The following is a 26,126-nucleotide window of genomic DNA, read 5'->3' on the forward strand; positions in this document are numbered from 1 at the left end:
CGCGACGAGGAGGCGACGGCCATGGCCGAAGGCAACGGGAACGGCACGCTGGACGGAGCGGTCATCGCGGTCGCGGGCGCGGCGGGACCCGCGGGCCGCGCCACCCTGCTGCGCCTCGCCGAGGCGGGCGCGACGGTCGTCGGAGCGGACGCGGACGCCACACGCCTGGCGGAGGCCGTGGACGCGGCACGCTACGCGCACGGGGGCGCCACCGTCATCGGCGACACCGTCGACCTCCTCGACCTGGACGCGACCCGGGACTGGGCGAACCACATCGAGAAGGACTTCGGCCGGGTCGACGGCCTTGTCCACCTCGTCGGCGGCTGGCGCGGCAGCGCCACCTTCGCCGAGACCGACCTCGCGGACTGGGACCTCCTCGAAAAGCTCCTGATCCGCACGGTCCAGCACACCTCCCTCGCGTTCCAGGACGCCCTCCAGCGCAGCGACCGCGGACGCTTCCTGCTGATCAGCGCCGCGGGCGCCAGCAAGCCGACCGCGGGCAACGCGGCGTACGCGGCCTCCAAGGCCGCCGCCGAGGCCTGGACGCTGGCCCTCGGCGACGCCTTCCGCAAGGCGGGGGGTGACGCGGGCCCGCAGCAGGCGGCTGCGATCCTGGTGGTGAAGGCGCTGGTCCACGACGCGATGCGCGCCGAGCGACCCAACGCGAAGTTCGCGGGCTTCACGGACGTCACGGACCTGGCCGATGCCATCGCCGGCGTCTGGGACCGGCCCGCCCATGAGTTGAACGGGACCCGTCTGTGGCTGACCGAGAAGCCGTGAATCCGCCGAAGACCGACGCCCGCCGGCATCACGACCCGGACGTCCGCGGCTTCGCGAGCGACAACTACGCGGGCGCGCACCCGGAGATCCTCGCGGCCCTCGCCCTCGCCAACGGCGGTCACCAGATCGCGTACGGCGAGGACGACTACACGGCCAACCTCCAGCAGATCATCCGCGCCCACTTCGGCCCCACGGCCGAGGCGTTCCCGGTCTTCAACGGCACCGGTGCCAACGTCGTCGCGCTCCAGGCGGTCACCGACCGCTGGGGCGCGGTGATCTGCGCCGAGTCCGCGCACATCAACGTGGACGAGGGCGGGGCCCCGGAGCGCATGGGCGGCCTCAAGCTGCTCACCGTGCCGACCCCGGACGGCAAGCTCACGCCCGAGCTCATCGACCGGCAGGCCTTCGGCTGGGACGACGAGCACCGCGCGATGCCGCAGGTCGTCTCGATCACGCAGAACACGGAGCTGGGCACGCTCTACACGCCCGACGAGATCCGCGCGATCTGCGACCACGCGCACGAGCGCGGCATGAAGGTGCACCTCGACGGCTCCCGGATAGCCAACGCGGCCGCGTCGCTCGACGTGCCGATGCGCACGTTCACGAACGCGGTCGGCGTCGACATCCTGTCGCTCGGCGGCACGAAGAACGGCGCTCTGTTCGGTGAGGCGGTCGTCGTCCTCAATCAGGACGCCGTCAGCCACATGAAGCATCTGCGCAAGCTCTCGATGCAGCTCGCCTCCAAGATGCGTTTCGTGTCGGTGCAGTTGGAGGCCCTGCTCGCCAAGGACCTGTGGCTGCGCAACGCGCGGCACGCCAACGAGATGGCCCAGCGCCTCGCCGAGGGCGTCCGCGCCGTGCACGGCGTCGAGATCCTCTACCCGGTGCAGGCCAACGCGGTCTTCGCGCGGCTGCCGCACGACGTCAGCGAGCGCCTCCAGAAGCGCTTCCGGTTCTACTTCTGGGACGAGGCGGCCGGCGACGTCCGCTGGATGTGCGCGTTCGACACCCGTGAGGAGGACGTCGACGGCTTCGTCGCCGCCCTCAAGGAGGAAATGGCCCGCTAGCGTTCTCCCCACACCCGACTGTATAGATATGCGATCGACCGTAAAGCTATTGACGCGCGGTCGGTCGCATTTCTATGCTCCCGGTCCATGCAGCTGATCCAGAAGAATCCCGACCTGTCTGCCTACTTGGCGGCCGACGAGGTCATCGACCATCACCACCCGCTCGTACGGAAGACGGCCGAGCGCCTCGCCGCGCAGGCCTCCGACTCATATTCATACGCCCAGGTGGCCTACGAGTTCGTGCGGGACACCATCCCGCACTCCGCCGACAGCGGGGACCTCCGCGTCACCTGGCGCGCCTCGGACGTCCTGGAGCAGGGCACGGGCATCTGTCACGCCAAATCCCACGCGCTGGCCGCGCTCCTGCGCGCCGAGGACATCCCCGCGGCGCTCTGCTACCAGCGGCTCACGCATGACGCCGGGACCGGGTATGTGCTGCACGGCATGGTCGCCGTGCGCTTCCATGGGGCCTGGCACCGGCAGGACTGCCGCGGTAACAAGCCCGGCGTCGACGCCCAGTTCTCCCTCGACGGTGAGCGGCTGGCCTTCATTGTGGATACGGAGTCCAATGAGGTGGACTATCCGGTACTCTTCGATGTACCGGAGCCGGCCGTTCTGCGCGCCCTGCGCGACGCCCCCGACCGGCCCTACTTGTGGGAACACCTCCCCGACGCACTCTGAAACAGCAAGCGCACCCCGAAGAGCAAGGCGGACGATGACCCTCCACCTCACTGTGTCCGACGCGGTACGGACCCTCGCGCCCGAGTTCCGGCACGTCGCCATCGAGGCGTACGGGCTGGTCAACAGCCCCAGCAGTGAAGGGACTTCGGCCCTTCTCGACGATGCCGCACGCCGTCTCGCCGCGCGACTCGACGGACGCGCCCCGCACGAGGACCCGCACATGGCGGCCTGGCGCGCCGCCTACACGGCCTTCGGCTCCAAGCCCTCCCGCACCCGTAACTCGGCCGAGGCACTGGCCAAGAGGGCCCTCGCGGACGGCGGACTGCCGCGGATCAACACCCTGGTCGACGTCTACAACGCGATCAGCGTGGCCCATCTGATCCCGGTCGGCGGCGAGGACCTGGACCACATCAAGGGCGGCATGCGCCTCGTCAGGGCCACCGGCGAAGAGGGCTTCGCCACCGTGGCCGGGGGAGAGGACGTCGTGGAACACCCCGACGCAGGCGAGGTCGTCTGGTGCGACGACGACGGCGTGACCTGCCGCCGCTGGAACTGGCGCCAGGGCACCCGTACGCGCCTGACCGAGGAGTCGGTGAACGCGCTCTTCCTGCTGGAGGCGATGGGGCCGCACTGCGACGTGGTGGCGGCCGGCACCGAACTCGCCGAACTCCTGGAGAAGTTCAGCCCCGGCGCGCGGATCACCGTCCACGCGCCGGAGTAGACGCACCGCGGTGGGCCCGCGGCACGTCTGCAGTACCGATTCAGCTTGCCTCGGCGGCCTTCACCTCTGCCGCGGTGGGCGCGGTGCCGCCGAGGTGCGCGGGCATCCACCAGGTGTCGTCCGGACCCTTCGGGCGTACGGGGTACGCGCGCTGTGCCGCTTCGAGGAGCTCCTGCACACGCTCGCGCAGCCGCCGGGTGATCGCTCCGGCGTACTGGTCGCGCGGGGCCTCCATCGGCTCGCCCACCCGGATCGTGATCGGGATGTGCTGGCGCTTGAAGTTCTTCGGGTGGCCCTTCGTCCACAGGCGCTGGGTGCCCCACAGTGCCATCGGGATGAGCGGCACACCGGCCTCCTGGGCCAGGCGCGCGGCGCCCGACTTGAAGCTCTTCAGCGTGAACGACTGCGAGATCGTCGCCTCGGGGAACACCCCGATGACCTGACCGGAGCGCAGCGAGTCGAGGGCGTGCGCATACGCGTCCTCGCCCTGCTTCCGGTCCACGGGGATGTGCTTCATGCTGCGCATCAGCGGACCGGAGATCTTGTGCCGGAACACCGACTCCTTCGCCATGAAGCGCACCAGGCGCTTCTGCGGCAGCGCTGCGAGACCGTCGAAAATGAAGTCCAGGTAGCTGATGTGATTGCTGACCAGGACCGCGCCGCCGGAGCGCGGAATGTTCTCCGCGCCCTTGACGTCGATCTTCAGATCGAGCGCCTTGAACATCGTGCGGGCCGCGCCGATGACCGGACGGTAGACGAGCTCTGCCATGGAGGGGGAGGACCCTTCATCTCTGCCTGGGGAGGGGGCTCCCGGCGGGAAGTTACGCAGCCGTAGGTTTTGTGGCTTGCGCAGATCGTGCCCCATCAACGGCTGAGTAGCCAGTCCTGGTTCCGGCCGGGCGCGAGATCCTCGTCACTCCCACGCGGTCCGTGCAACCCGTTGATCAGCCAAATCGTGCCGCGCCACGCCGCAGGAGCAGGTACATCTCGCACCCCAGGCAGTAGCCGAACACCGAGTTGAGGAACGCCGCCGCCAGCGCGCAGGCCGTCGCCGCGAGCCCGAGCCAGCCCGGCCCCCACACCAGACCCACCAGACCCACCGCCGCAAAGACGAGCCCGACGAACTGCGCGAACCGCGGCGGCTGCGGAGCCTCGAACTCCGTGGGCGGCCCCAGCCGCGGCCGCACCGCCGTACGGAACAGCCACGCATAGGGAGAACGCCCCACTCCGCCCGCCGCGCCGAGCGCGAAACACAGCGTCTGCCACGCCAGGAGCCAGGCGCTGCCCGTGACGAGCACCAGGGCCAGTACGACCGTCGTGACCGCGGCACCGAACCGCGGCCCTCTCACATCGATGTCCATGAACCCAGCATTCCGCAACGGTGCGCTGTGCGGACCCGGGGAATCTTTGCGGTCTCGTGAATGCTGCACTGGAACGATGACCGGACTTGTGGTGTGTGTGGCCGTGCTCGCCGTGGCGAGCGCCTTCGGGCTGATGCAACGGCGGCGGAGCGGGAGGATGAAGGTGCGGCAGGGCGAAGCGGCGCTCGGAGCGGCGCAGTTGGGGGAGGCACTGGGGGAGCGGGCCACGCTCGTACAGTTCTCCAGCGCCTTCTGCGCCCCGTGCCGGGCCACCCGGCGCGTGCTCGGCGAAGTGGCCGAAATGGTTCCCGGCGTGGCCCATGTGGAGATCGACGCCGAGGAGCGGCTCGACCTCGTACGGGAACTCGGCGTCCTCAAGACGCCCACCGTGCTCGTCCTCGACGCGGCCGGACACATCGTGCGCCGCGCCTCGGGCCAGCCGCGCAAGGCCGACGTCATCGCCGCGCTCGGGGAGGCGGTCTGACGGGTGGTGACCTCGTCGTGACGCTTCTCCCAGATGGCGGGACGCACTTGACTGCACGCACCACCTATCGTCAGCCTGACAGTATGCCCACGGAACCCCTTCTCTTCGAGCGTGTCCATGTGGACCTCGCCCGCTGCGCGAGTGCGCGCTGTCCCGGCTCCTGAGCAGCCACGGACCCCGCTCGCACCCCTCCGGCAGAAGGACAACTCCATGACGGCCACGCCCGATCTCCGCACCGCCACGACCGCATCGCCCGACCTGCTGCGCTCGGTCTTCCGCCGGCACGCGGCCGGAGTCGCCGTGATCACCGCCCGCGGCGCCGCCCCCGTGGGCTTCACCGCCACCTCCCTGACGTCCGTGTCGGCCGAACCCCCCGTCATCTCGTTCGGTATCGGCCTGGGCGCCTCCAGTTGGCCCGTCGTCTCCGAGGCCGGACACATCGGCGTGCACATACTCGGCGAGCACCAGCAGGATCTGGCCGCCACGTTCGCGAAGAGCGGAGCCGACCGCTTCGGGGACCCCACGCGCTGGTACGAGGGCCCGGAGGGCGTGCCCGTACTCGAAGGCGTCCTGGCCTGGCTGGTGTGCCGCGTGATCGCACGCGTGCCCGCCGGTGACCACCGCATCGTGCTCGCCGAGGCCGTCACCGGAGACCCCGCGGGGACCGGCCGGCCGCTCGTCTACCACCAGGGCCGCTTCAACGGTCTGCGCGACTAGGATCACAGTTCAAAGCGCTTGCTTAGCGGGCGAATCCTGGGTGTACTGGCGAGTAATATTTCGTTCGGGGCGCGGGCCGCCCCGACCGGGAGAGTCCGCTTCGGACGCCTATGCTGCCTGCAGGGAGCAAGGCCGCCCAGTAAAGACGATTGCAGTAGGAGAGCCGGCGTGAGCTTGAGGATCGTTGTCACCGTGAAGTATGTGCCGGATGCGACGGGGGACCGGCATTTCGCTGATGACCTGACGGTGGACCGTGATGATGTGGACGGGCTGCTGTCGGAGCTGGACGAGTACGCGGTCGAGCAGGCGTTGCAGATCGCGGACGAGGCGGACGATGCGGAGATCACCGTGTTGACGGTGGGTCCGGAGGACGCGAAGGACGCGTTGCGCAAGGCGTTGTCGATGGGCGCGGACAAGGCGATCCATGTCGAGGACGACGATCTGCACGGCACGGACATCGTGGGCACGTCGCTGGTGCTGGCGAAGGCGATCGAGAAGGCCGGCTTCGATCTGGTGGTCTCCGGTATGGCGTCCACGGACGGCACGGCGGGTGTGGTGCCGGCGCTGCTGGCGGAGCGTCTGGGTGTGCCGCAGGTGACGCTGTTGTCGCAGGTGTCGGTCGAGGACGGTGTGGTCAAGGGGCGCCGTGACGGCGACACCGCCTCGGAGCAGGTGGAGGCGTCCCTGCCGGCGGTGGTGTCGGTGACCGACCAGTCGGGCGAGGCGCGTTACCCCTCGTTCAAGGGGATCATGGCGGCGAAGAAGAAGCCGGTCACCTCCTGGGACCTGTCCGATCTGGACATCGAGGCCGAGGAAGTGGGCCTGGAGGGTGCCTGGACGACGGTCGATTCCGCGGCTGAGCGTCCGGCGCGCAGTGCGGGCACGATCGTCAAGGACGAGGGCGAGGGCGGCAAGCAGCTCGCCGAGTTCCTCGCGGGCCAGAAGTTCATCTGAGTCCCGCCTGCTCGCATCACCCGCTCTGTCCTCATCTTTCGCACGCAGGAGAGAAGAAGTTCCATGGCTGAAGTTCTGGTCTACGTCGATCACGTGGACGGTGCCGTCCGCAAGCCCACCCTTGAACTGCTGACCCTGGCCCGCCGTCTGGGCGAGCCCGTCGCGCTGGCGATCGGTGCCGGCGCCGCCGACACCGCCGCGACCCTCGCCGAACACGGCGCGACCCGCGTCCTGACGCACGACGCGTCCGAGTACGCCGACTATCTGGTCGTGCCGAAGGTGGATGCGCTGCAGGCCGCCTACAACGCGGTGTCCCCGGCCGCCGTGTTGGTGCCGTCCTCGGCGGAGGGCAAGGAGATCGCGGCGCGTCTGGCGGTACGGATCGGGTCGGGTGTCATCACCGACGCCACCGACCTGACGGCCGGTGACTCGGGTCCGGTCGCCACCCAGTCGGCGTTCGCCGCCTCCTTCACCACCACCACCCGGGTGGCCAAGGGCACCCCGGTCATCACCGTCAAGCCCAACAGTGCCCCGGTCGAGTCCGCCCCGGCCGCCGGTGCGGTCGAGACGCTGGACGTGTCGTTCTCCGACCAGGCCAGGGGCACGAAGGTCACCGCGCGCACGGCGCGTGAGTCGACCGGGCGTCCCGACCTGACCGAGGCCGCGATCGTGGTCTCCGGCGGACGTGGCGTCAACGGCGCCGAGAACTTCGCGATCATCGAGGCCCTCGCCGACTCCCTCGGCGCGGCGGTCGGCGCTTCCCGCGCCGCGGTCGACGCGGGCTGGTACCCGCACTCCAACCAGGTCGGCCAGACCGGCAAGAGTGTCTCCCCGCAGCTCTACATCGCCAACGGCATCTCCGGCGCGATCCAGCACCGGGCCGGCATGCAGACCTCGAAGACCATCGTCGCGGTCAACAAGGACGCCGAAGCCCCGATCTTCGACCTCGTCGACTACGGCGTCGTCGGCGACCTCTTCGACGTCGTCCCCCAGCTCACCGAGGAAATCAAGACCCGCAAGGGCTGAGCTTCTCCGGGCCGGTAACGGGGCCGCGTGGTGATCTTCACCGCGCGGCCCCGTTCGCGTACGAGGGACCATTGACGCAGGTGGCGAGCGCAGATAACTTCGCTATACGGATTGTTGATTCCGTGAAGCGGAAACTCTGGAACGTCGAGAGTGTGGAGGGTGCAGGAATGGGTCAGCAAGAGAAGGTGGCAACGAGCCTCGCCGGTGCGGTCAGCGAGGGCATCAGCGCTTCCCTCGCCCCCGTGGACGCGGAGCTGGAGCGCCGCTACCCCGGAGACCCCGGCACCCGGCAGCCCGTCCACACCGTGTACGTCCCCGGTGAGCAGTTCGACGCCGACACCATTCGCACCTGGGGCGACAAGGCCCTGGCGATGCTCGACGAACACGCCCCGGACGCCGCCTCCTTCGCCTCCGTTCTCGGCCTGGGCGACGACCTCGCCGAGGCGGTCCACACACGCGTGCGCGCCAAGCTGGAGCGCGAGCCGGTCGAGGACCTACGCATCGACTTCGAGGACGGCTACAAGGGCGCCGACGAAGACCAGGACGCCGCCCGCGCGGCCCGGCTGGTCGCCGAGGCGTACAAGAACGGCACCGCCGCTCCGTACATGGGCATCCGCATGAAGTGCATGGAGGCGCCGGTACGCGACCGGGGCATCCGCACCCTCGACATCTTCCTGTCCAGCCTCATGGAGGCGGGCGGCCTCCCCGACGGGCTCGTCCTCACGCTCCCCAAGGTCACGTACCCGGAGCAAGTCACCGCCATGGTCCGGCTTCTGGAGGCCTTCGAGAAGGCGCACGGTCTCGAGGCCGGACGCCTCGGCTTCGAGATCCAGATCGAGACCAGCCAGTCCATCCTCGCCGCCGACGGCACCGCCGCCGTCGCCCGCATGATCGACGCCGCCGAGGGCCGCGCGACCGGACTGCACTACGGCACCTTCGACTACAGCGCCTGCCTCGGCGTCAGCGCCGCCTACCAGGCCAGCGACCACCCGGCCGCCGACTACGCGAAGGCCGTCATGCAGGTGGCCGCCGCCGGTACCGGTGTCCGCGTCTCGGACGGCTCCACCAACGTCCTGCCCGTCGGCACGACCGCGAAGGTCCACGACGCCTGGCGCCTGCACTACGGCCTCACCCGCCGCGCCCTGGCCCGGGCCTACTACCAGGGCTGGGACATGCACCCGGGCCACATCCCGACCCGCTACGCCGCGGTCTTCGCCTTCTACCGCGAGGGCTTCGAGTCGGCCGCCGCGCGCCTGGCCGCCTACGCCGGTCACCACGAGGGCGGCGACGTCGCGGACGAGCCAGCCACCGCCAAGGCGCTCGCCGGCTATCTGCTGCGCGGCCTGGACTGCGGCGCCCTCGACACGGGCGAGGTCACCCGCATCACGGGCCTCACGCTGGCCCGCCTCCAGGGATTCGCGGGCCCGCGCCGCGGCGACCTGACCGCGCAGGAACGGTGACGGTCGTCCCGGTCCCGTAACGCGTATCCGGTCCCGTCACCGCTGCCCCGTAGTCTGTACGCCACTTGAACAGGCGTCACAGGGACGGGGCAGCGGTGTCTTCGGGGGAATCTTCGACGCCGGCCGATCTTGGGCGGGTAGTGGACGAGTAGGTGGCCGTGGTCGGGTTCGCGGTTGATCCAGCGCAGTTCGGCCTCGAAGTCCGCGCAGACCTCCCGCATGATCTCCTCGCACCGGTCCAGCATCACCTGAGTGAACACTCCGCGAGAGTATTTGGTGACAAGAATCAAATGGACTTGAAAGTTTCAGACAGCGCGGCGACCGGTTCTGACATCCTTGTTCGGCGTCCGGCAAGGTGACATAAAACAAGACTAGCCTCGCCGTTTCACTTGGTGTGAGGTCGGGTTTCTGTGCGGTAACGCGAAAGTGCCTTCTGAGCTGGGACGATGAACCTTGTCGAGGGGTTCTGTCGGTCCAGGCGGAAGGCACTTTCTGCGTGCAGGGTATCGGTTCGCGTCCCAAGCTTCATGTCTCTGCTGACGGTGCCGGGGTGGTTGGTCACGCCGGGGCACGGTTGTTGGCTGATCTTGCCGATGCCACCGGACTGACCAGCGCGTACTCCACTGCGTTGGGGCCACTTCGGCGACGCGGCACTGGCCACGCCCCGGGCCGGATCGCCACCGATCTCGCGGTGATGCTCGCTGATGGCGGGGAAGCCATCACGGATCTGGCCGTGCTGCGGGACCAGGGCGAGGTGTTCGGCTCGGTCGCCTCGACACCGACTGCCTGGCGACTGCTCGCCGACATCGACGAGACCGGGCTCGCTCGGCTGCGAGCGGCCCGCGCCCTGGCACGAGAGGTTGCCTGGCTGCAGGCCGCCGAGACCCGCTGCGCAATACCGGCCGTGAAGGCCGGCGGGAGGGAACTGCCCGGCCTGGTCCTGGACATCGACGCCACGCTGGTGACCTGCCACTCCGAGAAAGAGGCGGCCGCACCCACCTATAAGGGCGGCTTCGGCTTCCACCCTCTGGTGTGTTTCCTGGCCAACACAGGCGAGGCCATGTCCGGGCGCCTTCGGCCCGGTAACGCCGGAGCCAACACCGCCGCCGATCACATCGCGGTGCTGGACGACGCTCTTGCTCAGATCCCCGACGCCCAACGGCATGGCACCGACATCCTCGTCCGCACCGACAGCGCCGGATCGGCGAAAGCCTTCCTTGCCCACGTCCGGAACATGCGGACCCGAGGAATCCGCACCTTCTTCTCGGTCGGACACGCGGTCACCGAGCCAGTCCGCCGCGCGATCAGGGCCCTGCCCGAGCAGGTCTGGCACCCCGCTCTGGACCAGGACGGGACGCTGCGTGCCGGCGCCGCGGTCGCCGAGCTGACCGGCACGGTCGACCTTGCCGGCTATCCGGACGGCACCCGCATCATCGTGCGCCGCGAGCGACCGCACCCCGGAGCCCAACTGTCCCTGTTCGACCAGGACGAGGGCCTGCGGCATCAGGTCTTCCTCACCGACACCCCGTTCGCCAGCGGCGGCTCCGCCCAGTTCCTGGAGGTCCGCCACCGCGGGCATGCCACCGTCGAGGACCACATCCGGTGCGGCAAAACCACCGGCTTCGGCCGCTTCCCCTCCCGCCACTTCCCAGTCAACGCCGCATGGCTTGAACTCAGCCTCGCGGCGATCGACCTCCTCACCTGGACCCGCGTCCTCCTGCTGGACGGCGAACTCGCCGCTGCCGAACCCAAGAAACTGCGCTACCGAATCCTGCACGTCGCCGCCCGGATCACCCGCGGCGGCCGCCGCCTGCGCTTGCGGATATCGGCGACCTGGCCCTGGAGACATGAACTCACGGCCGCATTCCACCGCCTGGCCGCCCTGCCTCGCCCCGCCACCTGAGCGACCGCCCTCTGATCACCCACGACCCGAAGGACCTTGGAGAACCCGGCCCACCGCGCCGGGCCTTCACCATGCCCGCCGACCGACACCGCTCCAAACGACCCCGCACAGCCAGTCAGCAACCTCAACTGAAACGGCGAGGCTAGTGTTTCAGCGGATTCTTGCGAGGAGCCCCGGGCGTTCACGCCCGGGAGGAATCGCATCCACGGGGTGCGACGCGGAGCGTCGCCGTGACGTGCCGCAGGCCATCACGGCCGCGGAGCGGCCGGGAGGCGTTCCGGCGGAGCCGGGCCACGGCGGTGTGCGCGGTCAGGGGCGGGGTGGGTGTCGCTCGTTCGGGTGGGGCGGGGCCGAACGTGTGGTGGGTCTTCGTCCAGGTGTATAGGTTCGCTGCAGTGAAGCTGGTGGTGCGGGTGAAGCTGCTGCCGACGCCCGTACAGGCGGCGGCACTTGAGGCGACCCTGAACGCTTGCAACGAGGCCGCCACGTGGGCCGCGTCCGTCGCGTTCGAGAACGAGGCGCGACGTCCGCTGGAGCTGCGCAAGCACACCTATGCCGAGGTCCGGGAGCGGTGGGGGCTTGGCGCGCAGGCCGCCCAGCATGCGATCAAGAAGACCTGCGATGCCTACACCACCTTGAAGGCGAACCTGCGTAACGGCCGGTACGGGCGGCCCGGTTCCAGGCGGCACGCCCGCGCCTCGGGCAAGCCGGTCGTCTTCCGGCCCCAGGCGGCTCAGCCGTACGACGACCGGATGCTGTCCTGGCAGCACCAGGCACGCACGGTGTCGATCTGGACCACCGCGGGCCGGCTGAAGGGCGTGGCGTTCACCGGGCAGGCCGAGCAGTTGGAGGTGCTGGCTGCGCACCGCAAGGGTGAGTCCGACCTGGTGTGCCAGGGCGGGAAGTGGTTCTTGATCGCGACGTGCGAGATCGCCGAAGCCGCCCCGAACACCCAGCCGGTCGGGTTCCTCGGGGTGGACCTGGGGATCGTGAACATCGCGGTCACCTCCGACGGGGCCCGACACTGCGGTCGCCGCGTCAACCGCAAGCGGGAACGGGATCGCAAGCTGCGTTCCAAGCTGCAGAAGAAGCAGACCAAGTCCGCCAAGCGGCGGGCGAAGAGGCATGCGGGCAAGGAAGCCCGGCGCGCCAAGGACATCAACCACAAGATCAGCAAGCGGATCGTGGCGGAGGCTGAACGCACCGGTCGCGGGATCGCCCTGGAGACACTCACGGGCATCCGCGAGCGGGCACGGCTGAGAAAGCCCCAACGCACCACGCTCCACTCCTGGCCCTTCGCCCAGCTCGGCTCGTTCATCGCCTACAAGGCGAAGCGGGCCGGGGTGCCGGTCGTCTACGTCGACCCGGCCTACACCAGCCAGGAATGCTCGCAGTGTCATCACATCGCACGCGCGAACCGGCCCTCCCAGGCCCGGTTCGCGTGCAGGTCCTGCGGCTTCGTTGAGCACGCGGACTACAACGCGTCCCACAACATCGCCCACCGCGGGTGGTACGTGTGGGTCTGCGGGGCTCAGTCAACGGCCCCTGAACTCACCCTCATAGCGTGAGTCCTGGACGCAGCCGAACCCATCACAGCCAGTGATGACTCGAGCAGCAAGCCCGGTCGTTTCACGACCGGGTAGTTGACCCCTATGAGTCGTCAGGGTGCCCAACAAAGGCTGGTGAAGCGGCAGTTCGGGCATCGTGCCCGGCTTGTGCTCGCCGCTGCCCAGGCGGCGGTCCTGGACGCTCAGGGGCATGCGGCCCGTGCCACGTGGAATCTTCTGCACGACTGGTGGCTGATGCTGCCCAAGGCCAAGCGGAGCCTCGCGGTAGCCGATGCGGTCATCCGTCAGGGCCGCAAAGACTTGGACTGGCTCGGTGTGCTGCCCGCGCAGGCCGCCCAGGCGGTGCTGAAGACCTACTTCCAGGCCTGGAAGAACTGCTGGGAGGGCCGGGCGCAGGCGCCGGAGTTCAAGGCCCGCTTCCGAACCCGGATGAGCCTTGACATTCCGCAGGGCCGCGACCTGCACGTGGTGCGGGTGCACCGGCGCTGGGGCATGGTCAACATCCCCAAGTTGGGCCGCATCCGTTTCCGCTGGACCAAGGATCTGCCCGTCGGCAAGCACGTCGGCAAGGACCATCGGATCACCGGTGCCCGGCTGGTCAAGGACACGCTGGGCTGGCACATCGCCTTCCGCATCACCACCCTGGCCCCAGCCTCTGTCCCGCACTCCGGGCCGGAGGTCGGCATCGACGCCGGGATCGCCGTCCCGCTCGCCCTGTCCGATGGCGAGAACATCGAGCACGCACCCTGGCTCAGCAAGGGGGAAGAAGAGCGGCTGCTGCACCACGAGCGGCGGGCTGCGCGCCGTAAGGCGTACCGCAAGAAGGGCGAGCGCGCCAGCCGCCGCCTGCAGCAGACGTACGACCAGATCGCTCGTATCCGCGCGACAGCCAAGCGTCGGCGCGAGGACTGGCAGCACAAGACCACCACCTCCATCGCCGAGGTGTACGGCACGGTGGTGGTCGAAGCACTGCACATTACGAACATGACCCGGTCCGCCAAGGGCACCGTCGAGGCGCCCGGCAGTCAGGTCGCGCAGAAGGCCGGTCTGAACCGCTCCATTCTCGGCGAGGCGTGGGGGCGAACCGTCCAGCTCCTGGCGTACAAGGTCGCCCACCGGGGCGGCATCCTGGCCGAGGTTCTTGCCCCGGGTACCTCGCAGGAATGCCATAGGTGCCACACGGTCACTCCCGGCAGCCGCAGGAACCAGGCCGAGTTCGTGTGCAACAACTCCGCGTGCGGCTGGGAAGGCAACGCCGACACCAACGCCGCCCGCACCGTGCTTCACCGATACCGGACGGGCCACCCGCTCGTCCCGGCTGCCGGGAGGGCAGTCGTCAGGCGCGCTGCCAACGGCGTCAAACCCGCCACCGCAAGGTAGGCAGGAATCTCCTGGACTCATCTGGGAGAGAACTTCAATGTCAGCAGAATCTGGGCTGCCGCGAGACGTACGGGCAGTGGACGAACGTCTGGTGGGCGAAGACGGACGACGACAGCGGCAATACGAACGTCTTCGTCAGCGACGTCTACCTCAAGGGCGGCGACAACAACGCGCCGCTCCCCGGGCTCCCTGTCTGCTGACCGTCCGCCGAGCCGCCCGAGGCCTCAACTGTCAGTCGGCCGGGGGCAGTTCGCCCGAGCCGCGCGTGATCAGCCGGGTCGGCAGCTCGATCCGCTCCGGCGCCACCGACAGCCCGTCGAGCTGCCGGAAGAGCCGCTCGGCGGCCGTGCGGCCCAGCTGTGCGGCGTCCTGCGCGACGACGGTCACGCCCGGGCGCAGCAGATCGCCCAGCTCGATGTCGTCGAAGCCGACCAGCGCCACCGGGCGCGTCACCTCCGAAAGGACGCGGACGACGGTGACCGTCACACGGTTGTTGCCCGCGAAGATCGCCGTGACCGGCTCGGGCCCCGCGAGCATCTCCTCCGCGGCGCGCCGCACCCGCTCCGGATCGGTCACACCGAGCGACATCCACGCGTCCTCGACGACTGTCCCGGCGTCCTCCATCGCGGCCCGGTAGCCGCGCAGACGCTCGGCGGCGGTGTGGATGCGCGGCTGGTCACCGATGAAGCCGATACGGCGGTGGCCGTGCGCGATCAGATGCGCGACGCCGTCACGGGCGCCCCCGAAGCTGTCGGACAGGACCACGTCCGCGTCGATCTTCCCGGCAGGACGGTCGACGAACACGGTCGCGACACCGGCTGCGATCTCGGGCTCGAGATAGCGGTGGTCGTCACCGGCCGGGATCACCACGAGCCCGTCCACCCGGCGTGCGCAGAGCGCGAGGACGAGTTCCTGCTCGCGCTCCGGGTCCTCGGCGCTCGACCCGTTGATGAGCAGCGCGCCATGGGCGCGGGCGACCTCTTCGACGGCGCGGCTCAGGGGCCCGTAGAACGGGTCGGCCAGGTCTTCGAGCACCAGGCCGATACTCGCGGTCCTGCCCTTGCGCAGGACGCGCGCGCTGTCGTTGCGGCGGAAGCCCAGGGCCTCGATGGCCTCCTGGACGCGGCGCTCGGTGTCGGGGGTGACTCCCGGCTCGCCGTTCACGACGCGGGACACCGTCTTGAGCCCCACCCCGGCGCGCGCCGCGACGTCCTTCATGGTCGGGCGGTTGCCGTAACGGCTGTCGGGGCGGCGGGCGGTGCGGTCCACGGTGGGCTGTCCTGTCCTGTCGTCGCTGCGGTTCCAGGGGGTTCATCATGCTGTATGGGGATGTGGCGTCGAGCATAGGCCCTGGACAACGTTGTCAGATGCGGGAGAGACTATCTACCGTATTCTCCGACCTGCCATTTCACCAGGGGACCTCACACTGATGCAGACCGACCTCGTCGCCGCGCTCGACATCGGCGGCACCAAGATCGCCGGGGCCCTGGTGGACGACCACGGCCGCATCCTGCTGCGCGCGCAGCGGCCGACTCCGGCCAAGGAGCACGGGGACACGGTGATGCGGGCCGTCGAGGACGTACTGCGCGAGCTGACCGCCGCGCCGCTGTGGGTGCGGGCGCGGGCCGTGGGCATCGGGAGCGCGGGTCCGGTGGACGCCTCCACCGGCACGGTGAGCCCCGTCAACGTGCCGGGCTGGCGCGACTTCCCGCTCGTGGACCGGGTCCGCGCGGTCACCGGTGGCCTGCCCGTCGATCTGGTCGGCGACGGCGTGGCCATGACGGCCGCCGAGCACTGGCAGGGCGCGGCGCAAGGCCATGACAACGCGCTGTGCATGGTCGTCTCCACCGGCGTCGGCGGCGGCCTGATCCTCGGCGGCAAGCTGCACCCGGGCCCCACGGGCAACGCGGGCCACATCGGCCACATCAGCGTGGATCTGGACGGGGACTCGTGCCCGTGCGGGGCGCGCGGCTGCGTGGAGCGGATCGCGAGCGGGCCGAACATCGCGCGCCGCGCGCTGGACAGCGGCTGGCGTCCCGGCGCGGACGGCGACGTGTCGGCCGCGGCGGTGGCGGCGGCCGCGCGCGCGGGCGACAAGGTGGCCATGGCCTCGTTCGAACGCGCCGCCCAGGCGCTGGCCGCGGGCATCGCCGCGACGGCCACGCTCGTGGAGATCGACATCGCGGTGATCGGCGGCGGAGTGGCGAAGGCGGGAGAAGTCCTCTTCGCGCCCCTGCGCCGCTCGCTGCGTGACTACGCGACGCTGTCGTTCGTGCAGCGCCTCACGGTGGCCCCGGCCCGCATGGGCACGGACGCGGGCCTCGTCGGAGCGGCAGCGGCTGCGCTCACGCGCGACCGGGACGTGTCGGCACTCTGACGCGTCACCTGAGTTCGAAGGGGCGGTGTCGGGGCAGGAAGCTCTGCCCCGACACCGCCCCCTGACGCGTCAGCAGGACAGCGTCGCGTCCCCCCAGTCCGCGTGATCGGAGTCCACGCCGTCGCCGGCGTCCGTCACCACGAGGCGTACCGCCTGGGCCCCGCCCACGTCGGCCGACAGCTGCTCCGCCGCGTCCGCGTTCGTGAGGGTGCCGGTCGATGCCACCTTCTTGCCGTCGGCCCAGATCTCGAACGTCACCGTGCCCTTCGTGCCCTTCTCGTCGTCGACGCCCACACTCGCGGTGACGCGCTCGCACGAGCCGCCCGTGTAGTACTCGACGGCGCTGTCCGCGTGCACGCCGAGCCCCTTCCCGTACACGACGCCGCCGATGGTGATCGGATGCCCGTCACCCGCGTCGCTCTCCCCGTTGCTGGTGTTGCGCTCGACGGGCCCGTACCCGTTCGTCGTGGACAGCCACGGCAGATCGCCGAGGGACGAGGCTCCGGCCGGCGGAGCGACCACCACGTGCGCGGTCAGCGGCAGCGCGCTCTGGGCGCGCACCCCGCCCGGCGAGCGGTACGTGGCCTTGAGGGACAGGTCGTACGCCCCCGTCGCGGTCCCCGCCGGCGCGGTCACGGTCCATGACGTGGTGAGCGCCTTGCCCGTCGGTACGGATCCGGCGCCGGTCGGCGAGGTCGGCCTGACGCTCCACCCTGCGGGCCCGTCCAGTGCGACGGACACCTGGCGTGCGGGCGTGCGGCCGAGGTCGGTGACCGACGTCGTGAGGCGGGCGGCCTTGCCCGCCTCGACGAACGGCGCGCCGCTCAGGCCGAGTTCGACGGCGGGCGGGTTCGCGGCCCACTTGCGGTCGGCGGCCACCCGTACCAGTACGGTTCCGTGCGCGGGAACGGTCGCCGAGATGGCCCCGGCCGTGTTGTAGCTCTTGTGCTGCCACAGATCGCGCAGCGTGTAGGCGCTCGCGTGCGGCAGTCCGGCCGCCGCGGCCGAGGTCGCGATCCGCTGTGCGTTGCCCGACTCGTTGAAGAGGGCGACGACGCGGCTGCCGTCCTTCATCTCCTTGGAGACGACCCAGCGCCCGCCCTCGGAGGAGAGCACCGTGCCCTGCTTGCCCAGCGGGTCCTGGTCGACCGCGATGACTTCGCGGTTGCTGAGGATGTCGAGGGTCTCGGCGGAGGCCTTGCGCAGGTCGGTGCCGATGAGCAGCGGTGAGGCCATGATCGACCACATCGAGAAGTGCGTGCGGTACTCGGTCGCGGTCATGCCGCCGTTGCCGACCTCGAGCATGTCGGGGTCGTTCCAGTGCCCGGGCCCCGCGTACTGCGCGAGCGGCAGATTCTGCTTCATCAGGGAGAGCATCGAGCCCCAGCTGTCACTGATGTCACCGGTGGTGCGCCACAGATGGCCGACGTCGGCCGCCCACTCCCACGGCTTGTTGGATCCCCATTCGCAGAGGCTGTAGACGATGGGCCGTCCCGTGGCCTTCAGGGCGTCACGCATCGTGCGGTAGCGCTGCTTGGCGTCGACGCCCTGGTTGTTGCAGTTGTCGTACTTGAGGTAGTCGACGCCCCAGTCGGCGAACTGCTGGGCGTCGCTGTACTCGTGACCGAGGCCGCCGGGGAAGCCGATGTCGCTGCACGTCTTGGTGCCCGCGCTCGTGTAGATGCCGAGCTTGAGGCCCTTGGAGTGGACGTAGTCGGCGACGGCCTTGATGCCGCCCGGGAAGCGCACCGGGTCCGGCACGAGCTTGCCGTTCGCGTCGCGCTGCGGCAGGGCCCAGCAGTCGTCGAGGTTGACGTACTGGTAGCCCGCGGCCTTGAGGCCCTTGTCCACGAAGATGTCGGCAATGCCCTTGACCATCGCCTCGTTGAACTCGGCGCGGCAGTGCGTGGAGTTCCAGTTGTTGAAGCCCATGGGAGGGGTCAGCGCGAGCCCGTCGTCGAGCGTGGGCGAGGCCTTCTGCACGCTTGTGCTCTGCGAGCCGGCCGCGCCGGCTTTCGGCGGGTCGGCGACCGCGGCCGGCGCCGTGACGCCCGCGGCACACAGCAGCCCGGTGGCCAACGCTCCGACGACTCTTCGGCGGGTGGTGCGAGAGGTGCGGGTGGGAAGGTGACGCATCGTTACGTTCCTCCGTACTCGCGAAAGGTGGGGTGACGTCATGTTCGCGTCAGTGGCGCGCGTTTACGGTAGGCCGTGTTGGACTCTGTTGGAAGAGATGCGGTAACGGTTGCCCGATGTCCCGTCAGAACCCTTGACGATCTCGGGAGTTGGGAGTGGGATCCAACCCTCGCGTTCGGTTGTGTTGGGTTGCGGCCCCAGGAGGGGGACATGGCACAGTCATCGTTCTACGGTTCTGGCGCGCCCGGGAGCGCGACAGGACATCGGATGTCCCGTCGGGGTCTCCTGCGGGGCGCGGCGGTGGGCGCCGGTGCGCTCACGCTTCCGGCACTGCTCACGGCGTGCGGGGACGGCCCGGGCGGCGACAAGAAGACCGTCACCGTGGGGTCCAACTCGTCGGACGCCGTGCCGAAGAAGGCGTTCGCGGCGGCCTTCACGGCGTACGAGAAGAAGTCCGGCAAGAAGGTCGACGTCAACACCACGGATCACAACGAGTTCCAGACGAACATCACGCGCTATCTCCAGGGCACCCCGGACGATGTCTTCATGTGGTTCGCCGGCTACCGCATGCAGTACTTCGCCGAGAAGGGCCTCCTGACGGACGTCGACGACGTCTGGAAGGGCTTCAAGGGCTTCTCGCAGGCGCTCAAGGACCAGTCCACGCACGACGGCAAGCAGTACTTCGTGCCGTACTACTACTATCCGTGGGCCGTTTTCCACCGGAAGAGCCTCTTCGACAAGAAGGGCTACGAACAGCCCAAGAACTGGGACGACTTCATCGCCCTGGCGAAGCAGATGCACAAGGACGGCACCCCGGTCGCGTTCTGCGACAAGGACGGCTGGCCCGCGATGGGCACCTTCGACTACATCAACATGCGCCTGAACGGATACGACTTCCACAAGGGCCTCATGGCGGGCACGGAAGCCTGGACCGACACCAAGGTCAAGAAGGTGTTCGACCTCTGGCGCGAACTCATGCCGTACTACCAGAAGGGCGCGCTCGGCCGGACCTGGGAGGAAGCCGCTCAGGGCCTGCAGAAGCGCCAGACCGGCATGGCCGTCTTCGGAATGCCGCACCCGGGCCAGCAGTTCCCGGAGAACGAACGCGCGGACATCGACTTCTTCGCGTTCCCGGAGATCGACCCCCAGTACGGGCAGGACGCGGTAGAGGCCCCCATCGACGGCTTCCTGATCGCGAAGAAGGCCAAGAACGTCGACGCGGGCAAGGCGCTCCTCAAATACCTCGGTACTCCCGGGGCCGAGGACATCTATCTCGCGGGCGACCCGAACAATGTCGCCGTGAACGACGGCGCCGACACCTCCAAGTACACCCCGCTGCAGAAGAAGTCCGCCGAACTCGTCTCCGGTGCCAAGCAGATATCGCAGTTCATGGACCGCGACACCCGGCCCGACTTCGCGCAGACCGTGATGATCAAGGCGCTTCAGGACTTCATCGGAAATCCGAACGACGTCGACGGCCTCGTCAACCGGATCGAGCGGCAGAAGAAGGAAATCTTCTCGTCCGCCGTCAGCTGAGTAGTGGGGGAATGCGTTCCGTGGCGCTGAACACCGCGCGGCGCGCAGGGCGGCGGAGGTCGCGGCGGTTCACCCGCCGTGACCTCGTCGTTCTCGTCGTGCTCCTGGGAATACCCGTACTGCTCGACATCGTCATCATCTGGGGCCCCACGCTCGCCTCCATCGGACTGTCCTTCACGTCGTGGGACGGCATCGGCGACATCCACTGGGTCGGCGGAAAGAACTACCAGAACCTCGTCGACAACTATCCGCCGTTCTGGCCGGCCGTGCGCCACAACCTCCTGTGGCTCGCCTTTCTCGGCCTGATCGCCACGCCCTTCGGCCTCCTCCTCGCCGTAGTGATCGACCGGGGCGTGCGCTTCAGCCGCTTCTACCAGTCGACTCTCTATATGCCGGTCGTGCTCTCACTCGCCGTCGTCGGATTCATGGCGCAGCTCGTCCTCGGCACCGACCAGGGCGTCGTCAACACCGTTCTCAACAACCACGAGAACCCGATCGACTGGCTGGGCGACTCGGACATCAACATCTGGATGATGATGCTGGCCGCGAGCTGGCGGCACACCGGATACGTGATGATCCTCTATCTCGCCGGCCTCAAATCCGTCGACCCGACACTGAAAGAAGCCGCAGCGATCGACGGCGCGAACGCCCGCCAGACCTTTTTCCGCGTCGTCTTCCCGACCCTGCGCCCCGTCAATGTCATCGTCGGCGTCATCACCGTCATCGAGTCGCTGCGCGCCTTCGACATCGTCTACGCCGTGAACAAGGGCCGCAACGGCCTGGAACTGCTGTCCGTCCTCATCACGGACAACGTCATCGGCGAGGCCAGCCGCATCGGCTTCGGCTCGGCCATCGCGGTCGTCCTCCTCACGGTCTCCCTGGGATTCATCGTGACGTTCCTGGTCCAAGAGCTGCGAGGTGCGCGCGACCGATGACCGCCGACATCCGTACGACCTCCCCCGCCGCCCGGGGCCGCTCCCTGGCCGGCGGCGACCGGCGCGGTGAACACCCACGCCGGCGCGGCCGGTTCGGGGTGCACATCTTCCTCATGGCCGTCTCGCTGGCGTTCCTCGCGCCCCTCCTGCTCGCGGTCTACGCCTCGTTGCGGCCGTACGAGGAGACGGCGCAGCACGGCTACTTCTCGCTGCCCGAGCACCTGTCCTTCGACTATTACCGTGAGGCCTTCAGCGACTCGGGGATGGGCGAGTACTTCAAGAACACCCTGATCATCGCCGTCCCGGCCGTCCTGATCACACTCTTTCTCGCCTCCTTCGTCGCCTTCGCGGTGTCGCGCATCAAGGTGCGCGGCGGAATTGTGCTCCTGATGTTCTTCACGGCGGGAAACCTGCTGCCACCCCAGGTTCTCGTCACCCCGCTGTATGTTCTCTTCCTGAAGATTCCGCTGCCGTGGTGGATGTCGGACTCGCTGACGATGTACGACTCGTACTGGGCCGTGATCATCGTCAACATCGGATTCCAGCTGGGATTCTGTGTCTTCGTCCTGGCGAACTTCATGCGGACGCTTCCCCAGGAAATCCTCGAGGCGGCGATCGTCGACGGCGCGGGACTGTGGACACAGTTCTGGCGCATCACGCTGCCACTGTGCCGCCCGGCTCTCGCGGCGCTCGGCACGCTCGAATTCACCTGGGTGTACAACGACTTCCTCTGGGCCCTGATCTTCATCTCGAACCCCGACAAACTCCCGATCACGTCGTCCCTCAACAACCTCCGCGGCCAATTCTTCACCGACTACAACTTGCTGGCCGCCGGTTCGGTCCTGGTGGCGCTCCCCACGATCCTGGTGTTCCTGCTCCTGCAGAGGCACTTCATCGCGGGACTCACGTTGGGGTCGAGCAAGGGGTAGCCGGGCGGGCCGCTCTAGTCCTGCCGTACCGCCGCCTCGACGGTCGGGGCCGGGGCGAAGAGCGGCAGCAGGCCCGTCACCTCCAGCAGGCGTAGCGTCAGCGGCTGGTTGCAGACCACCCTCAGGCGGCCGCCGCGGGACTCCACGCGGCGGCGGGTGCGCAGGAGGAGGGTGAGGCCCGAGCAGTCGAAGAACGTCGTGCGGGTCAGATCGATCACCACGGTGAGGGCCGGGCCCGCCGCCACCGTCTCGAGCAGGGCGACGGAGTCCTGGAGCGTCACGATGTCGACATCGCCGCGCAGTTCGACGACGACGCAGTCACCGGTCTCGTAGACCACGGGGGGCGCCGGGGGCGCGCCCGTGTCGCCGCGACGCTGTTCACTCTGTCGCATGGATCCCCCCGGCCGCGCGGACACATGTCAAGGGGGGAGCACTCCCGTACACCTTCCGGAGTCAGCTCTGGGAGTGCGGCCGGCGGGCGGCCTGGCGCAGGGCCTTCGCCACGTCGTGCCGGTTCAGGCCCTGTTCCTGCGCGTACGCCGTGACCGCGGCCTCGACCTTGGCCGCCGCCTCGAACCAGGCATCCCGCTGCGCCTGACGCTCCACATCATCGAGGTGCTCCAGGGTGCGGCCCTTGTCATCGGCGTCGTGCTGCAAGCGAATCAACTCTTCGGGAAGGTCCACGGAGCGGATCCTAAGCGGCCCCCGCGGCTGGTTCGCGGACCTCGGTGACGTGCGCGAGGCGTACGCGAGGCGCGCCCCCATCAGGTGCTGGTTTCCGCCGCACGCTGTTGCGGGCAAGCCTCAGGGGGCCGACGGAGGAGGGGGAACCGTGATCGTCTGGATCAACGGTGCTTTCGGTGCGGGGAAGACCACCACCGCACGGGAACTGATCGAGCTGATCCCGAACAGCACGCTCTTCGACCCCGACGCGATCGGCGGGGAACTCGCGCAGCTGCTGCCCGCCAAGCAGCTGGCCGAGGTGACCGACATCCAGGACCTGCGCATCTGGCGGCGGCTCGTCGTCGACACTGCCGCCGCGCTGCTCGCCGAGGTGGGCGGCGTCCTCGTCGTCCCGGCGACGCTGCTCAGGCAGGAGTACCGCGACGAGATCTTCGGCGGTCTCGCCGCCCGCAGGATCCCCGTACGCCATGTGCTCCTCGCCCCAGCCGAAACGATCCTGCGCGAGCGAATAGCCCGGCGCGAGATACCGCCCGAGACACGCGACGGCGAGCTGCGCGTCCGCCAGTGGTCCTACGACCACATCGAGGCGTACCGCACGGCGCTGGCCACCTGGCTCACCGCCGACGCCCACCCCGTCGACACCAGCGCGCTCAGCGCGTACGGAGCGGCCGAGCGCATCGCCGAGGCCGTGCGCACCGGCGCCGTCGAGCCGTGCGACATTGTCCAGACGCCCGAGCCCACCGGTGAGACCGTCGCCGCGGGCGTACTCCTCTTCGACGAGGACGACCGTGTGCTGCTCGTCGACCCCACGTACAAGGCCGGCTGGGAGTTCCCCGGCGGTGTCGTGGAACCCGGAGAGGCCCCCGCCAGGGCCGGTGTACGGGAGGTCGCCGAGGAGACCGGGATCCAGCTCCCCGTGCTGCCCGGCCTGCTCGTCGTGGACTGGGAGGCGCCCGCACCTCCCGCGTACGGCGGCTTGCGGCTGCTCTTCGACGGCGGGCGCCTCGAAGGCGCCGAGGCCCGCCGCGTGATCCTTCCGGGCCCGGAGCTGCGCGGCTGGCGGTTCGTCACCGAACAGGAGGCTGCCGGACTCATGCCTCCCGTCCGGTACGAGCGCCTGCGCTGGGCGCTACGGGCCCGCGAGCGCGGCGCCGCCCTCTACCTGGAGGCGGGAGTGCCGGTGGGCTGACGCCGTACGGGGATGCCTACGCGGCGTCGAGGCGCGTGACCGCCGCACGCAGGGCCCCCGCCGACCCGCCCGTCACCGGGTCGCCGTGCCCGAAGCACGCCACGTCCGAGTCGAGCGAGGCCAGGGTGCGGAAGGACTCGACGGACCGCGCGCGGTCGAGGTTGAACACGCCCAATATGACCTGCCCGTCCAGCGGGGACGCGGCCACGGCGTCACCGGTGAACAGCACGCCGTGGTGCGGCAGATGGAGCGCGATACTGCCGTCCGTGTGCCCGGGTACCGCGACGACGCGGGCGCCACCGCCGAAGTCGAGCACGTCACCGTCCGCCAACTCCCTCACCTCACGCGGTAGTACAGGATTCGTCGGCGGTGGCGGCAGCAGCTTCTGCGCCTGTGCGTACAGCGGTCGCTCCCACTCCTCGAACTCCGGGGCGGGGCCCGGCCGTTCACCGCGTACGAACGGCGCGTCGAGCGGGTGCGCCCACACGTCCGCCCCGCTGAGCGCCGCGAACTCGCCCGCGCCGCCCGCGTGATCCTCGTGGAAATGGGTCAGGACGATCCGGCGCACCTCGCGCGGATGGTGGCCGAGCGCGCGTACGGCGCCGGCGATCGCCGTCCCGGCGCCGGCGGCCCCCGCGTCCACCAGCGTCAACTCGCCCCCGTCGTCCCACAGATAGGCCTGCCCCACCGGGAAGCGCAACAGGTGCAGCCGCGGGACGACCTCGATCACATCGGTGATGCCGTAGACACTCATACGCCGACCGTAGGGACGCGCAGCTGTCCGGGGGACATGGCTACGCCCCGGGCAGAAGAGTTCCGCCCGGGGCGAAGACGACGGCTTTTACGAGAGTCAGATCGCGGCGTACTTCTGGAGGAACAGCGCCTCGGCGACCGAGAGCCGCTCCAGCTCCTGCGGCGACACGCTCTCGTTCACCGCGTGGATCTGCGCCTCGGGCTCGCTCAGGCCGATCAGCAGGATCTCCGCCTCCGGGTACAGCGACGCGAGCGTGTTGCACAGCGGGATCGAGCCGCCCTGGCCCGCGTACTGCATCTCCTGACCGTCGTACGCGACGCTCATCGCCTCCGTCATCGCCGCGTACGCCGGGCTGCCGGTGTTCGCGCGGAACGCCTGGCCCTGCCCGATCTGCTCGACCTGGACGCGGGCGCCCCACGGGGTGTGCGACTCGATGTGCGCGACGAGGAGCTTCGTCGCCTCCACGGCGTCAATGCCCGGCGGCACCCGCAGGCTGATCAGGGCGCGCGCCCCGGCCTGCACGGACGGCGTCGCGCCGACGACCGGCGGGCAGTCGATACCGAGGACGGTGACGGCGGGGCGGGCCCAGATGCGGTCGGCGACCGTGCCCGAACCGATCAGCTCGACACCGTCGATGACCTTGGCGTCCTTGCGGAACTGGCCCTCGTCGTACTGGAGGCCGTCCCACGCGGCGTCGCCCGCGAGACCGTCGACCGTCGTCGAGCCGTCCTCCGCGCGCAGCGAGTCGAGGACACGCACCAGCGCCGCGAGCGCGTCCGGGGCCGCGCCGCCGAACTGGCCCGAGTGCAGGTTGCCCCCGAGGGTGTCGACCTGGACGCGGACGAGCGTCATGCCGCGCAGCGTCGACGTGGCAGTCGGCAGCCCGACCCGGAAGTTTCCGGCGTCACCGATGACGATCGTGTCCGCCTTCAGCAGCTCCGGGTGCTGCTCGGCGTACCGCTCGAGACCGCCCGTGCCCTGCTCCTCGGAACCCTCGGCGATCACCTTGACGTTCACCGGGACACCGCCGTTGGCCTTGAGCGCGCGCACGGCGAGCAGGTGCATCAGGACGCCGCCCTTGCAGTCCGCGGCGCCGCGCCCGTACCAGCGGCCGTCCTCACGCTCCGTCAGCTCGAACGGCGGCGTGACCCACGCCGACTCGTCCAGCGGAGGCTGCACGTCGTAGTGCGCGTACAGGAGAACGGTCGGCGCGCCCTCGGGGCCCGGCAGGAAGCCGTACACCGACTGCGTCCCGTCCGGGGTGTCGAGCAGCGCGACGTCCTGGAAGCCCTCGGCGCGCAGCGCGTCCGCCACCCAGTTCGCGGCGCCCTCGCTCTCGCTCTTCGGGAACTGGTCGAAGTCCGCCACCGACTTGAACGCCACCAGTTCGGCGAGCTCGGTCCGGGCCCCGGGCATGAGCGAGGCGACGGTCTCGGCGATCGGATTCGGTGACATGGGAACGCTCCTCGTAGGTGCGACGTTGC

25 protein-coding genes and 1 pseudogene are annotated in these 26,126 nt (G+C 69.5%); 17 read left to right on the plus strand and 9 right to left on the minus strand.

The window, feature by feature from the left end:
• The first annotated feature begins 21 nt into the window (after window positions 1–21).
• The 4 genes from OG574_RS39875 to OG574_RS39890 all read left to right on the plus strand — a co-directional run bounded on the left by OG574_RS39875 (window position 22) and on the right by OG574_RS39890 (window position 3,249).
• Complete coding sequence (locus tag OG574_RS39875; RefSeq protein WP_326778761.1) at window positions 22–780, plus strand: SDR family NAD(P)-dependent oxidoreductase; 759 nt, start codon at window positions 22–24, stop codon at window positions 778–780.
• On the plus strand, window positions 777–1,847 hold the full coding sequence (locus tag OG574_RS39880) for a threonine aldolase family protein (RefSeq protein ID WP_100598786.1): 1,071 nt from the start codon (window positions 777–779) through the stop codon (window positions 1,845–1,847). Before OG574_RS39875 ends, OG574_RS39880 begins: the two co-directional genes overlap by 4 nt.
• An 87-nt stretch (window positions 1,848–1,934) precedes the next feature.
• Window positions 1,935–2,528 (plus strand): transglutaminase-like domain-containing protein, encoded by a 594-nt coding sequence (locus tag OG574_RS39885; RefSeq protein ID WP_100598785.1) that lies wholly within the window; start codon window positions 1,935–1,937, stop codon window positions 2,526–2,528.
• A gap of 34 nt (window positions 2,529–2,562) precedes the next feature.
• Window positions 2,563–3,249 carry a B3/B4 domain-containing protein gene (locus OG574_RS39890; protein ID WP_326777140.1) on the plus strand — a complete coding sequence of 229 codons (687 nt, stop codon included), beginning with the start codon at window positions 2,563–2,565 and terminating at the stop codon, window positions 3,247–3,249.
• Between the two features lie 40 nt (window positions 3,250–3,289).
• On the opposite strand, the gene OG574_RS39895 is transcribed toward OG574_RS39890, so the two are convergent.
• Window positions 3,290–4,018, minus strand: coding sequence for a lysophospholipid acyltransferase family protein (locus tag OG574_RS39895; RefSeq protein WP_326777141.1), 729 nt, complete (start codon window positions 4,016–4,018; stop codon window positions 3,290–3,292).
• A 175-nt stretch (window positions 4,019–4,193) separates the two neighbouring features.
• Window positions 4,194–4,610, minus strand: coding sequence for a DUF4395 domain-containing protein (locus OG574_RS39900; RefSeq protein ID WP_326777142.1), 417 nt, complete (start codon window positions 4,608–4,610; stop codon window positions 4,194–4,196).
• A gap of 76 nt (window positions 4,611–4,686) precedes the next feature.
• Between OG574_RS39900 and OG574_RS39905 the strand changes: the two genes are divergently transcribed.
• The 5 genes from OG574_RS39905 to OG574_RS39925 all read left to right on the plus strand — a co-directional run bounded on the left by OG574_RS39905 (window position 4,687) and on the right by OG574_RS39925 (window position 9,251).
• Window positions 4,687–5,094, plus strand: a complete 408-nt coding sequence (locus OG574_RS39905) for a TlpA family protein disulfide reductase (RefSeq protein ID WP_326777143.1) — start codon at window positions 4,687–4,689, stop codon at window positions 5,092–5,094.
• A gap of 210 nt (window positions 5,095–5,304) precedes the next feature.
• The gene (locus OG574_RS39910; protein ID WP_326777144.1) at window positions 5,305–5,811 is read left to right on the plus strand and encodes a flavin reductase family protein; all 507 of its coding nucleotides are present in this window, start codon (window positions 5,305–5,307) and stop codon (window positions 5,809–5,811) included.
• Window positions 5,812–5,979: 168 nt separating this feature from the next.
• Window positions 5,980–6,765 (plus strand): electron transfer flavoprotein subunit beta/FixA family protein, encoded by a 786-nt coding sequence (locus tag OG574_RS39915; RefSeq protein WP_326777145.1) that lies wholly within the window; start codon window positions 5,980–5,982, stop codon window positions 6,763–6,765.
• A gap of 63 nt (window positions 6,766–6,828) precedes the next feature.
• Entirely contained in the window at window positions 6,829–7,791 is a 963-nt protein-coding gene (locus OG574_RS39920; RefSeq protein ID WP_326777146.1) for an electron transfer flavoprotein subunit alpha/FixB family protein, read from the plus strand.
• 167 nt (window positions 7,792–7,958) lie between these two features.
• On the plus strand, window positions 7,959–9,251 hold the full coding sequence (locus OG574_RS39925) for a DUF6986 family protein (RefSeq protein WP_326777147.1): 1,293 nt from the start codon (window positions 7,959–7,961) through the stop codon (window positions 9,249–9,251).
• Between the two features lie 125 nt (window positions 9,252–9,376).
• On the opposite strand, the pseudogene OG574_RS39930 reads toward OG574_RS39925, so the two are convergent.
• Window positions 9,377–9,541, minus strand: a pseudogene (locus OG574_RS39930) (IS200/IS605 family transposase); the annotation flags it as partial.
• Between the two features lie 206 nt (window positions 9,542–9,747).
• On the opposite strand from OG574_RS39930, the gene OG574_RS39935 reads away from it, so the two are divergent.
• The 3 genes from OG574_RS39935 (at window position 9,748) to OG574_RS39945 (ending at window position 14,102) form a co-directional block, all read left to right on the plus strand.
• Window positions 9,748–11,154 carry an IS1380 family transposase gene (locus OG574_RS39935; protein ID WP_326777148.1) on the plus strand — a complete coding sequence of 469 codons (1,407 nt, stop codon included), beginning with the start codon at window positions 9,748–9,750 and terminating at the stop codon, window positions 11,152–11,154.
• A gap of 395 nt (window positions 11,155–11,549) precedes the next feature.
• The gene (locus OG574_RS39940) at window positions 11,550–12,722 is read left to right on the plus strand and encodes an RNA-guided endonuclease InsQ/TnpB family protein (protein WP_326777149.1); all 1,173 of its coding nucleotides are present in this window, start codon (window positions 11,550–11,552) and stop codon (window positions 12,720–12,722) included.
• 114 nt (window positions 12,723–12,836) lie between these two features.
• The gene (locus OG574_RS39945; protein WP_442816875.1) at window positions 12,837–14,102 is read left to right on the plus strand and encodes an RNA-guided endonuclease InsQ/TnpB family protein; all 1,266 of its coding nucleotides are present in this window, start codon (window positions 12,837–12,839) and stop codon (window positions 14,100–14,102) included.
• A 231-nt stretch (window positions 14,103–14,333) separates the two neighbouring features.
• Here OG574_RS39945 and OG574_RS39950 read toward each other — a convergent pair whose 3' ends face one another.
• The gene (locus tag OG574_RS39950; RefSeq protein ID WP_326777151.1) at window positions 14,334–15,371 is read right to left on the minus strand and encodes a LacI family DNA-binding transcriptional regulator; all 1,038 of its coding nucleotides are present in this window, start codon (window positions 15,369–15,371) and stop codon (window positions 14,334–14,336) included.
• A 160-nt stretch (window positions 15,372–15,531) separates the two neighbouring features.
• On the opposite strand from OG574_RS39950, the gene OG574_RS39955 reads away from it, so the two are divergent.
• Window positions 15,532–16,479: an ROK family protein gene (locus OG574_RS39955; protein WP_326777152.1), complete on the plus strand. Its 948-nt coding sequence runs from the start codon at window positions 15,532–15,534 to the stop codon at window positions 16,477–16,479.
• Between the two features lie 69 nt (window positions 16,480–16,548).
• Here OG574_RS39955 and OG574_RS39960 read toward each other — a convergent pair whose 3' ends face one another.
• On the minus strand, window positions 16,549–18,615 hold the full coding sequence (locus tag OG574_RS39960; RefSeq protein WP_326777153.1) for an NPCBM/NEW2 domain-containing protein: 2,067 nt from the start codon (window positions 18,613–18,615) through the stop codon (window positions 16,549–16,551).
• A gap of 267 nt (window positions 18,616–18,882) precedes the next feature.
• Here OG574_RS39960 and OG574_RS39965 point away from each other — a divergent pair, with 267 nt between their 5' ends.
• Genes OG574_RS39965 through OG574_RS39975 form a run of 3 tightly spaced genes read left to right on the plus strand, consistent with a single transcriptional unit; the run spans window position 18,883 to window position 22,015 of the window.
• Window positions 18,883–20,151 carry an ABC transporter substrate-binding protein gene (locus tag OG574_RS39965; protein WP_326777154.1) on the plus strand — a complete coding sequence of 423 codons (1,269 nt, stop codon included), beginning with the start codon at window positions 18,883–18,885 and terminating at the stop codon, window positions 20,149–20,151.
• An 11-nt stretch (window positions 20,152–20,162) separates the two neighbouring features.
• Window positions 20,163–21,086 carry a carbohydrate ABC transporter permease gene (locus OG574_RS39970; protein ID WP_326777155.1) on the plus strand — a complete coding sequence of 308 codons (924 nt, stop codon included), beginning with the start codon at window positions 20,163–20,165 and terminating at the stop codon, window positions 21,084–21,086.
• Window positions 21,083–22,015, plus strand: coding sequence for a carbohydrate ABC transporter permease (locus OG574_RS39975; RefSeq protein ID WP_100598513.1), 933 nt, complete (start codon window positions 21,083–21,085; stop codon window positions 22,013–22,015). The genes OG574_RS39970 and OG574_RS39975 overlap by 4 nt, the downstream gene beginning before the upstream one ends.
• Before the next feature lie 14 nt (window positions 22,016–22,029).
• On the opposite strand, the gene OG574_RS39980 is transcribed toward OG574_RS39975, so the two are convergent.
• Together OG574_RS39980 and OG574_RS39985 are read right to left on the minus strand one after the other, a co-directional pair.
• On the minus strand, window positions 22,030–22,407 hold the full coding sequence (locus OG574_RS39980) for an anti-sigma factor antagonist (protein WP_326777156.1): 378 nt from the start codon (window positions 22,405–22,407) through the stop codon (window positions 22,030–22,032).
• A 61-nt stretch (window positions 22,408–22,468) separates the two neighbouring features.
• Complete coding sequence (locus OG574_RS39985; RefSeq protein ID WP_326777157.1) at window positions 22,469–22,699, minus strand: hypothetical protein; 231 nt, start codon at window positions 22,697–22,699, stop codon at window positions 22,469–22,471.
• A 148-nt stretch (window positions 22,700–22,847) separates the two neighbouring features.
• Between OG574_RS39985 and OG574_RS39990 the strand changes: the two genes are divergently transcribed.
• Window positions 22,848–23,888, plus strand: coding sequence for an NUDIX hydrolase (locus OG574_RS39990; RefSeq protein WP_326777158.1), 1,041 nt, complete (start codon window positions 22,848–22,850; stop codon window positions 23,886–23,888).
• A 16-nt stretch (window positions 23,889–23,904) separates the two neighbouring features.
• Here the strand turns inward: OG574_RS39990 and OG574_RS39995 are convergent, their stop codons facing one another.
• On the minus strand, window positions 23,905–24,642 hold the full coding sequence (locus OG574_RS39995; protein WP_326777159.1) for an MBL fold metallo-hydrolase: 738 nt from the start codon (window positions 24,640–24,642) through the stop codon (window positions 23,905–23,907).
• Between the two features lie 96 nt (window positions 24,643–24,738).
• The gene (locus OG574_RS40000; protein WP_326777160.1) at window positions 24,739–26,097 is read right to left on the minus strand and encodes a dipeptidase; all 1,359 of its coding nucleotides are present in this window, start codon (window positions 26,095–26,097) and stop codon (window positions 24,739–24,741) included.
• Window positions 26,098–26,126 lie beyond the last annotated feature (29 nt).

The organism is Streptomyces sp. NBC_01445, from assembly GCF_035918235.1.
Classification (GTDB): Bacteria; Actinomycetota; Actinomycetes; order Streptomycetales; family Streptomycetaceae; genus Streptomyces.

What these genes read in the sequence shown, in the direction of transcription:
- OG574_RS39995 (WP_326777159.1), bottom strand. Translation starts at nt 24,642, where the DNA reads ATGAGTGTCTACGGCATCACCGATGTGATCGAGGTCGTCCCGCGGCTG.
- OG574_RS39980 (WP_326777156.1), bottom strand. Translation starts at nt 22,407, where the DNA reads ATGCGACAGAGTGAACAGCGTCGCGGCGACACGGGCGCGCCCCCGGCG.
- OG574_RS39875 (WP_326778761.1), top strand. Translation starts at nt 22, where the DNA reads ATGGCCGAAGGCAACGGGAACGGCACGCTGGACGGAGCGGTCATCGCG.
- OG574_RS40000 (WP_326777160.1), bottom strand. Translation starts at nt 26,097, where the DNA reads ATGTCACCGAATCCGATCGCCGAGACCGTCGCCTCGCTCATGCCCGGG.
- OG574_RS39895 (WP_326777141.1), bottom strand. Translation starts at nt 4,018, where the DNA reads ATGGCAGAGCTCGTCTACCGTCCGGTCATCGGCGCGGCCCGCACGATG.
- OG574_RS39900 (WP_326777142.1), bottom strand. Translation starts at nt 4,610, where the DNA reads ATGGACATCGATGTGAGAGGGCCGCGGTTCGGTGCCGCGGTCACGACG.
- OG574_RS39890 (WP_326777140.1), top strand. Translation starts at nt 2,563, where the DNA reads ATGACCCTCCACCTCACTGTGTCCGACGCGGTACGGACCCTCGCGCCC.
- OG574_RS39965 (WP_326777154.1), top strand. Translation starts at nt 18,883, where the DNA reads ATGTCCCGTCGGGGTCTCCTGCGGGGCGCGGCGGTGGGCGCCGGTGCG.
- OG574_RS39905 (WP_326777143.1), top strand. Translation starts at nt 4,687, where the DNA reads ATGACCGGACTTGTGGTGTGTGTGGCCGTGCTCGCCGTGGCGAGCGCC.
- OG574_RS39970 (WP_326777155.1), top strand. Translation starts at nt 20,163, where the DNA reads ATGCGTTCCGTGGCGCTGAACACCGCGCGGCGCGCAGGGCGGCGGAGG.
- OG574_RS39955 (WP_326777152.1), top strand. Translation starts at nt 15,532, where the DNA reads ATGCAGACCGACCTCGTCGCCGCGCTCGACATCGGCGGCACCAAGATC.
- OG574_RS39885 (WP_100598785.1), top strand. Translation starts at nt 1,935, where the DNA reads ATGCAGCTGATCCAGAAGAATCCCGACCTGTCTGCCTACTTGGCGGCC.
- OG574_RS39925 (WP_326777147.1), top strand. Translation starts at nt 7,959, where the DNA reads ATGGGTCAGCAAGAGAAGGTGGCAACGAGCCTCGCCGGTGCGGTCAGC.
- OG574_RS39920 (WP_326777146.1), top strand. Translation starts at nt 6,829, where the DNA reads ATGGCTGAAGTTCTGGTCTACGTCGATCACGTGGACGGTGCCGTCCGC.
- OG574_RS39910 (WP_326777144.1), top strand. Translation starts at nt 5,305, where the DNA reads ATGACGGCCACGCCCGATCTCCGCACCGCCACGACCGCATCGCCCGAC.
- OG574_RS39960 (WP_326777153.1), bottom strand. Translation starts at nt 18,615, where the DNA reads ATGCGTCACCTTCCCACCCGCACCTCTCGCACCACCCGCCGAAGAGTC.
- OG574_RS39975 (WP_100598513.1), top strand. Translation starts at nt 21,083, where the DNA reads ATGACCGCCGACATCCGTACGACCTCCCCCGCCGCCCGGGGCCGCTCC.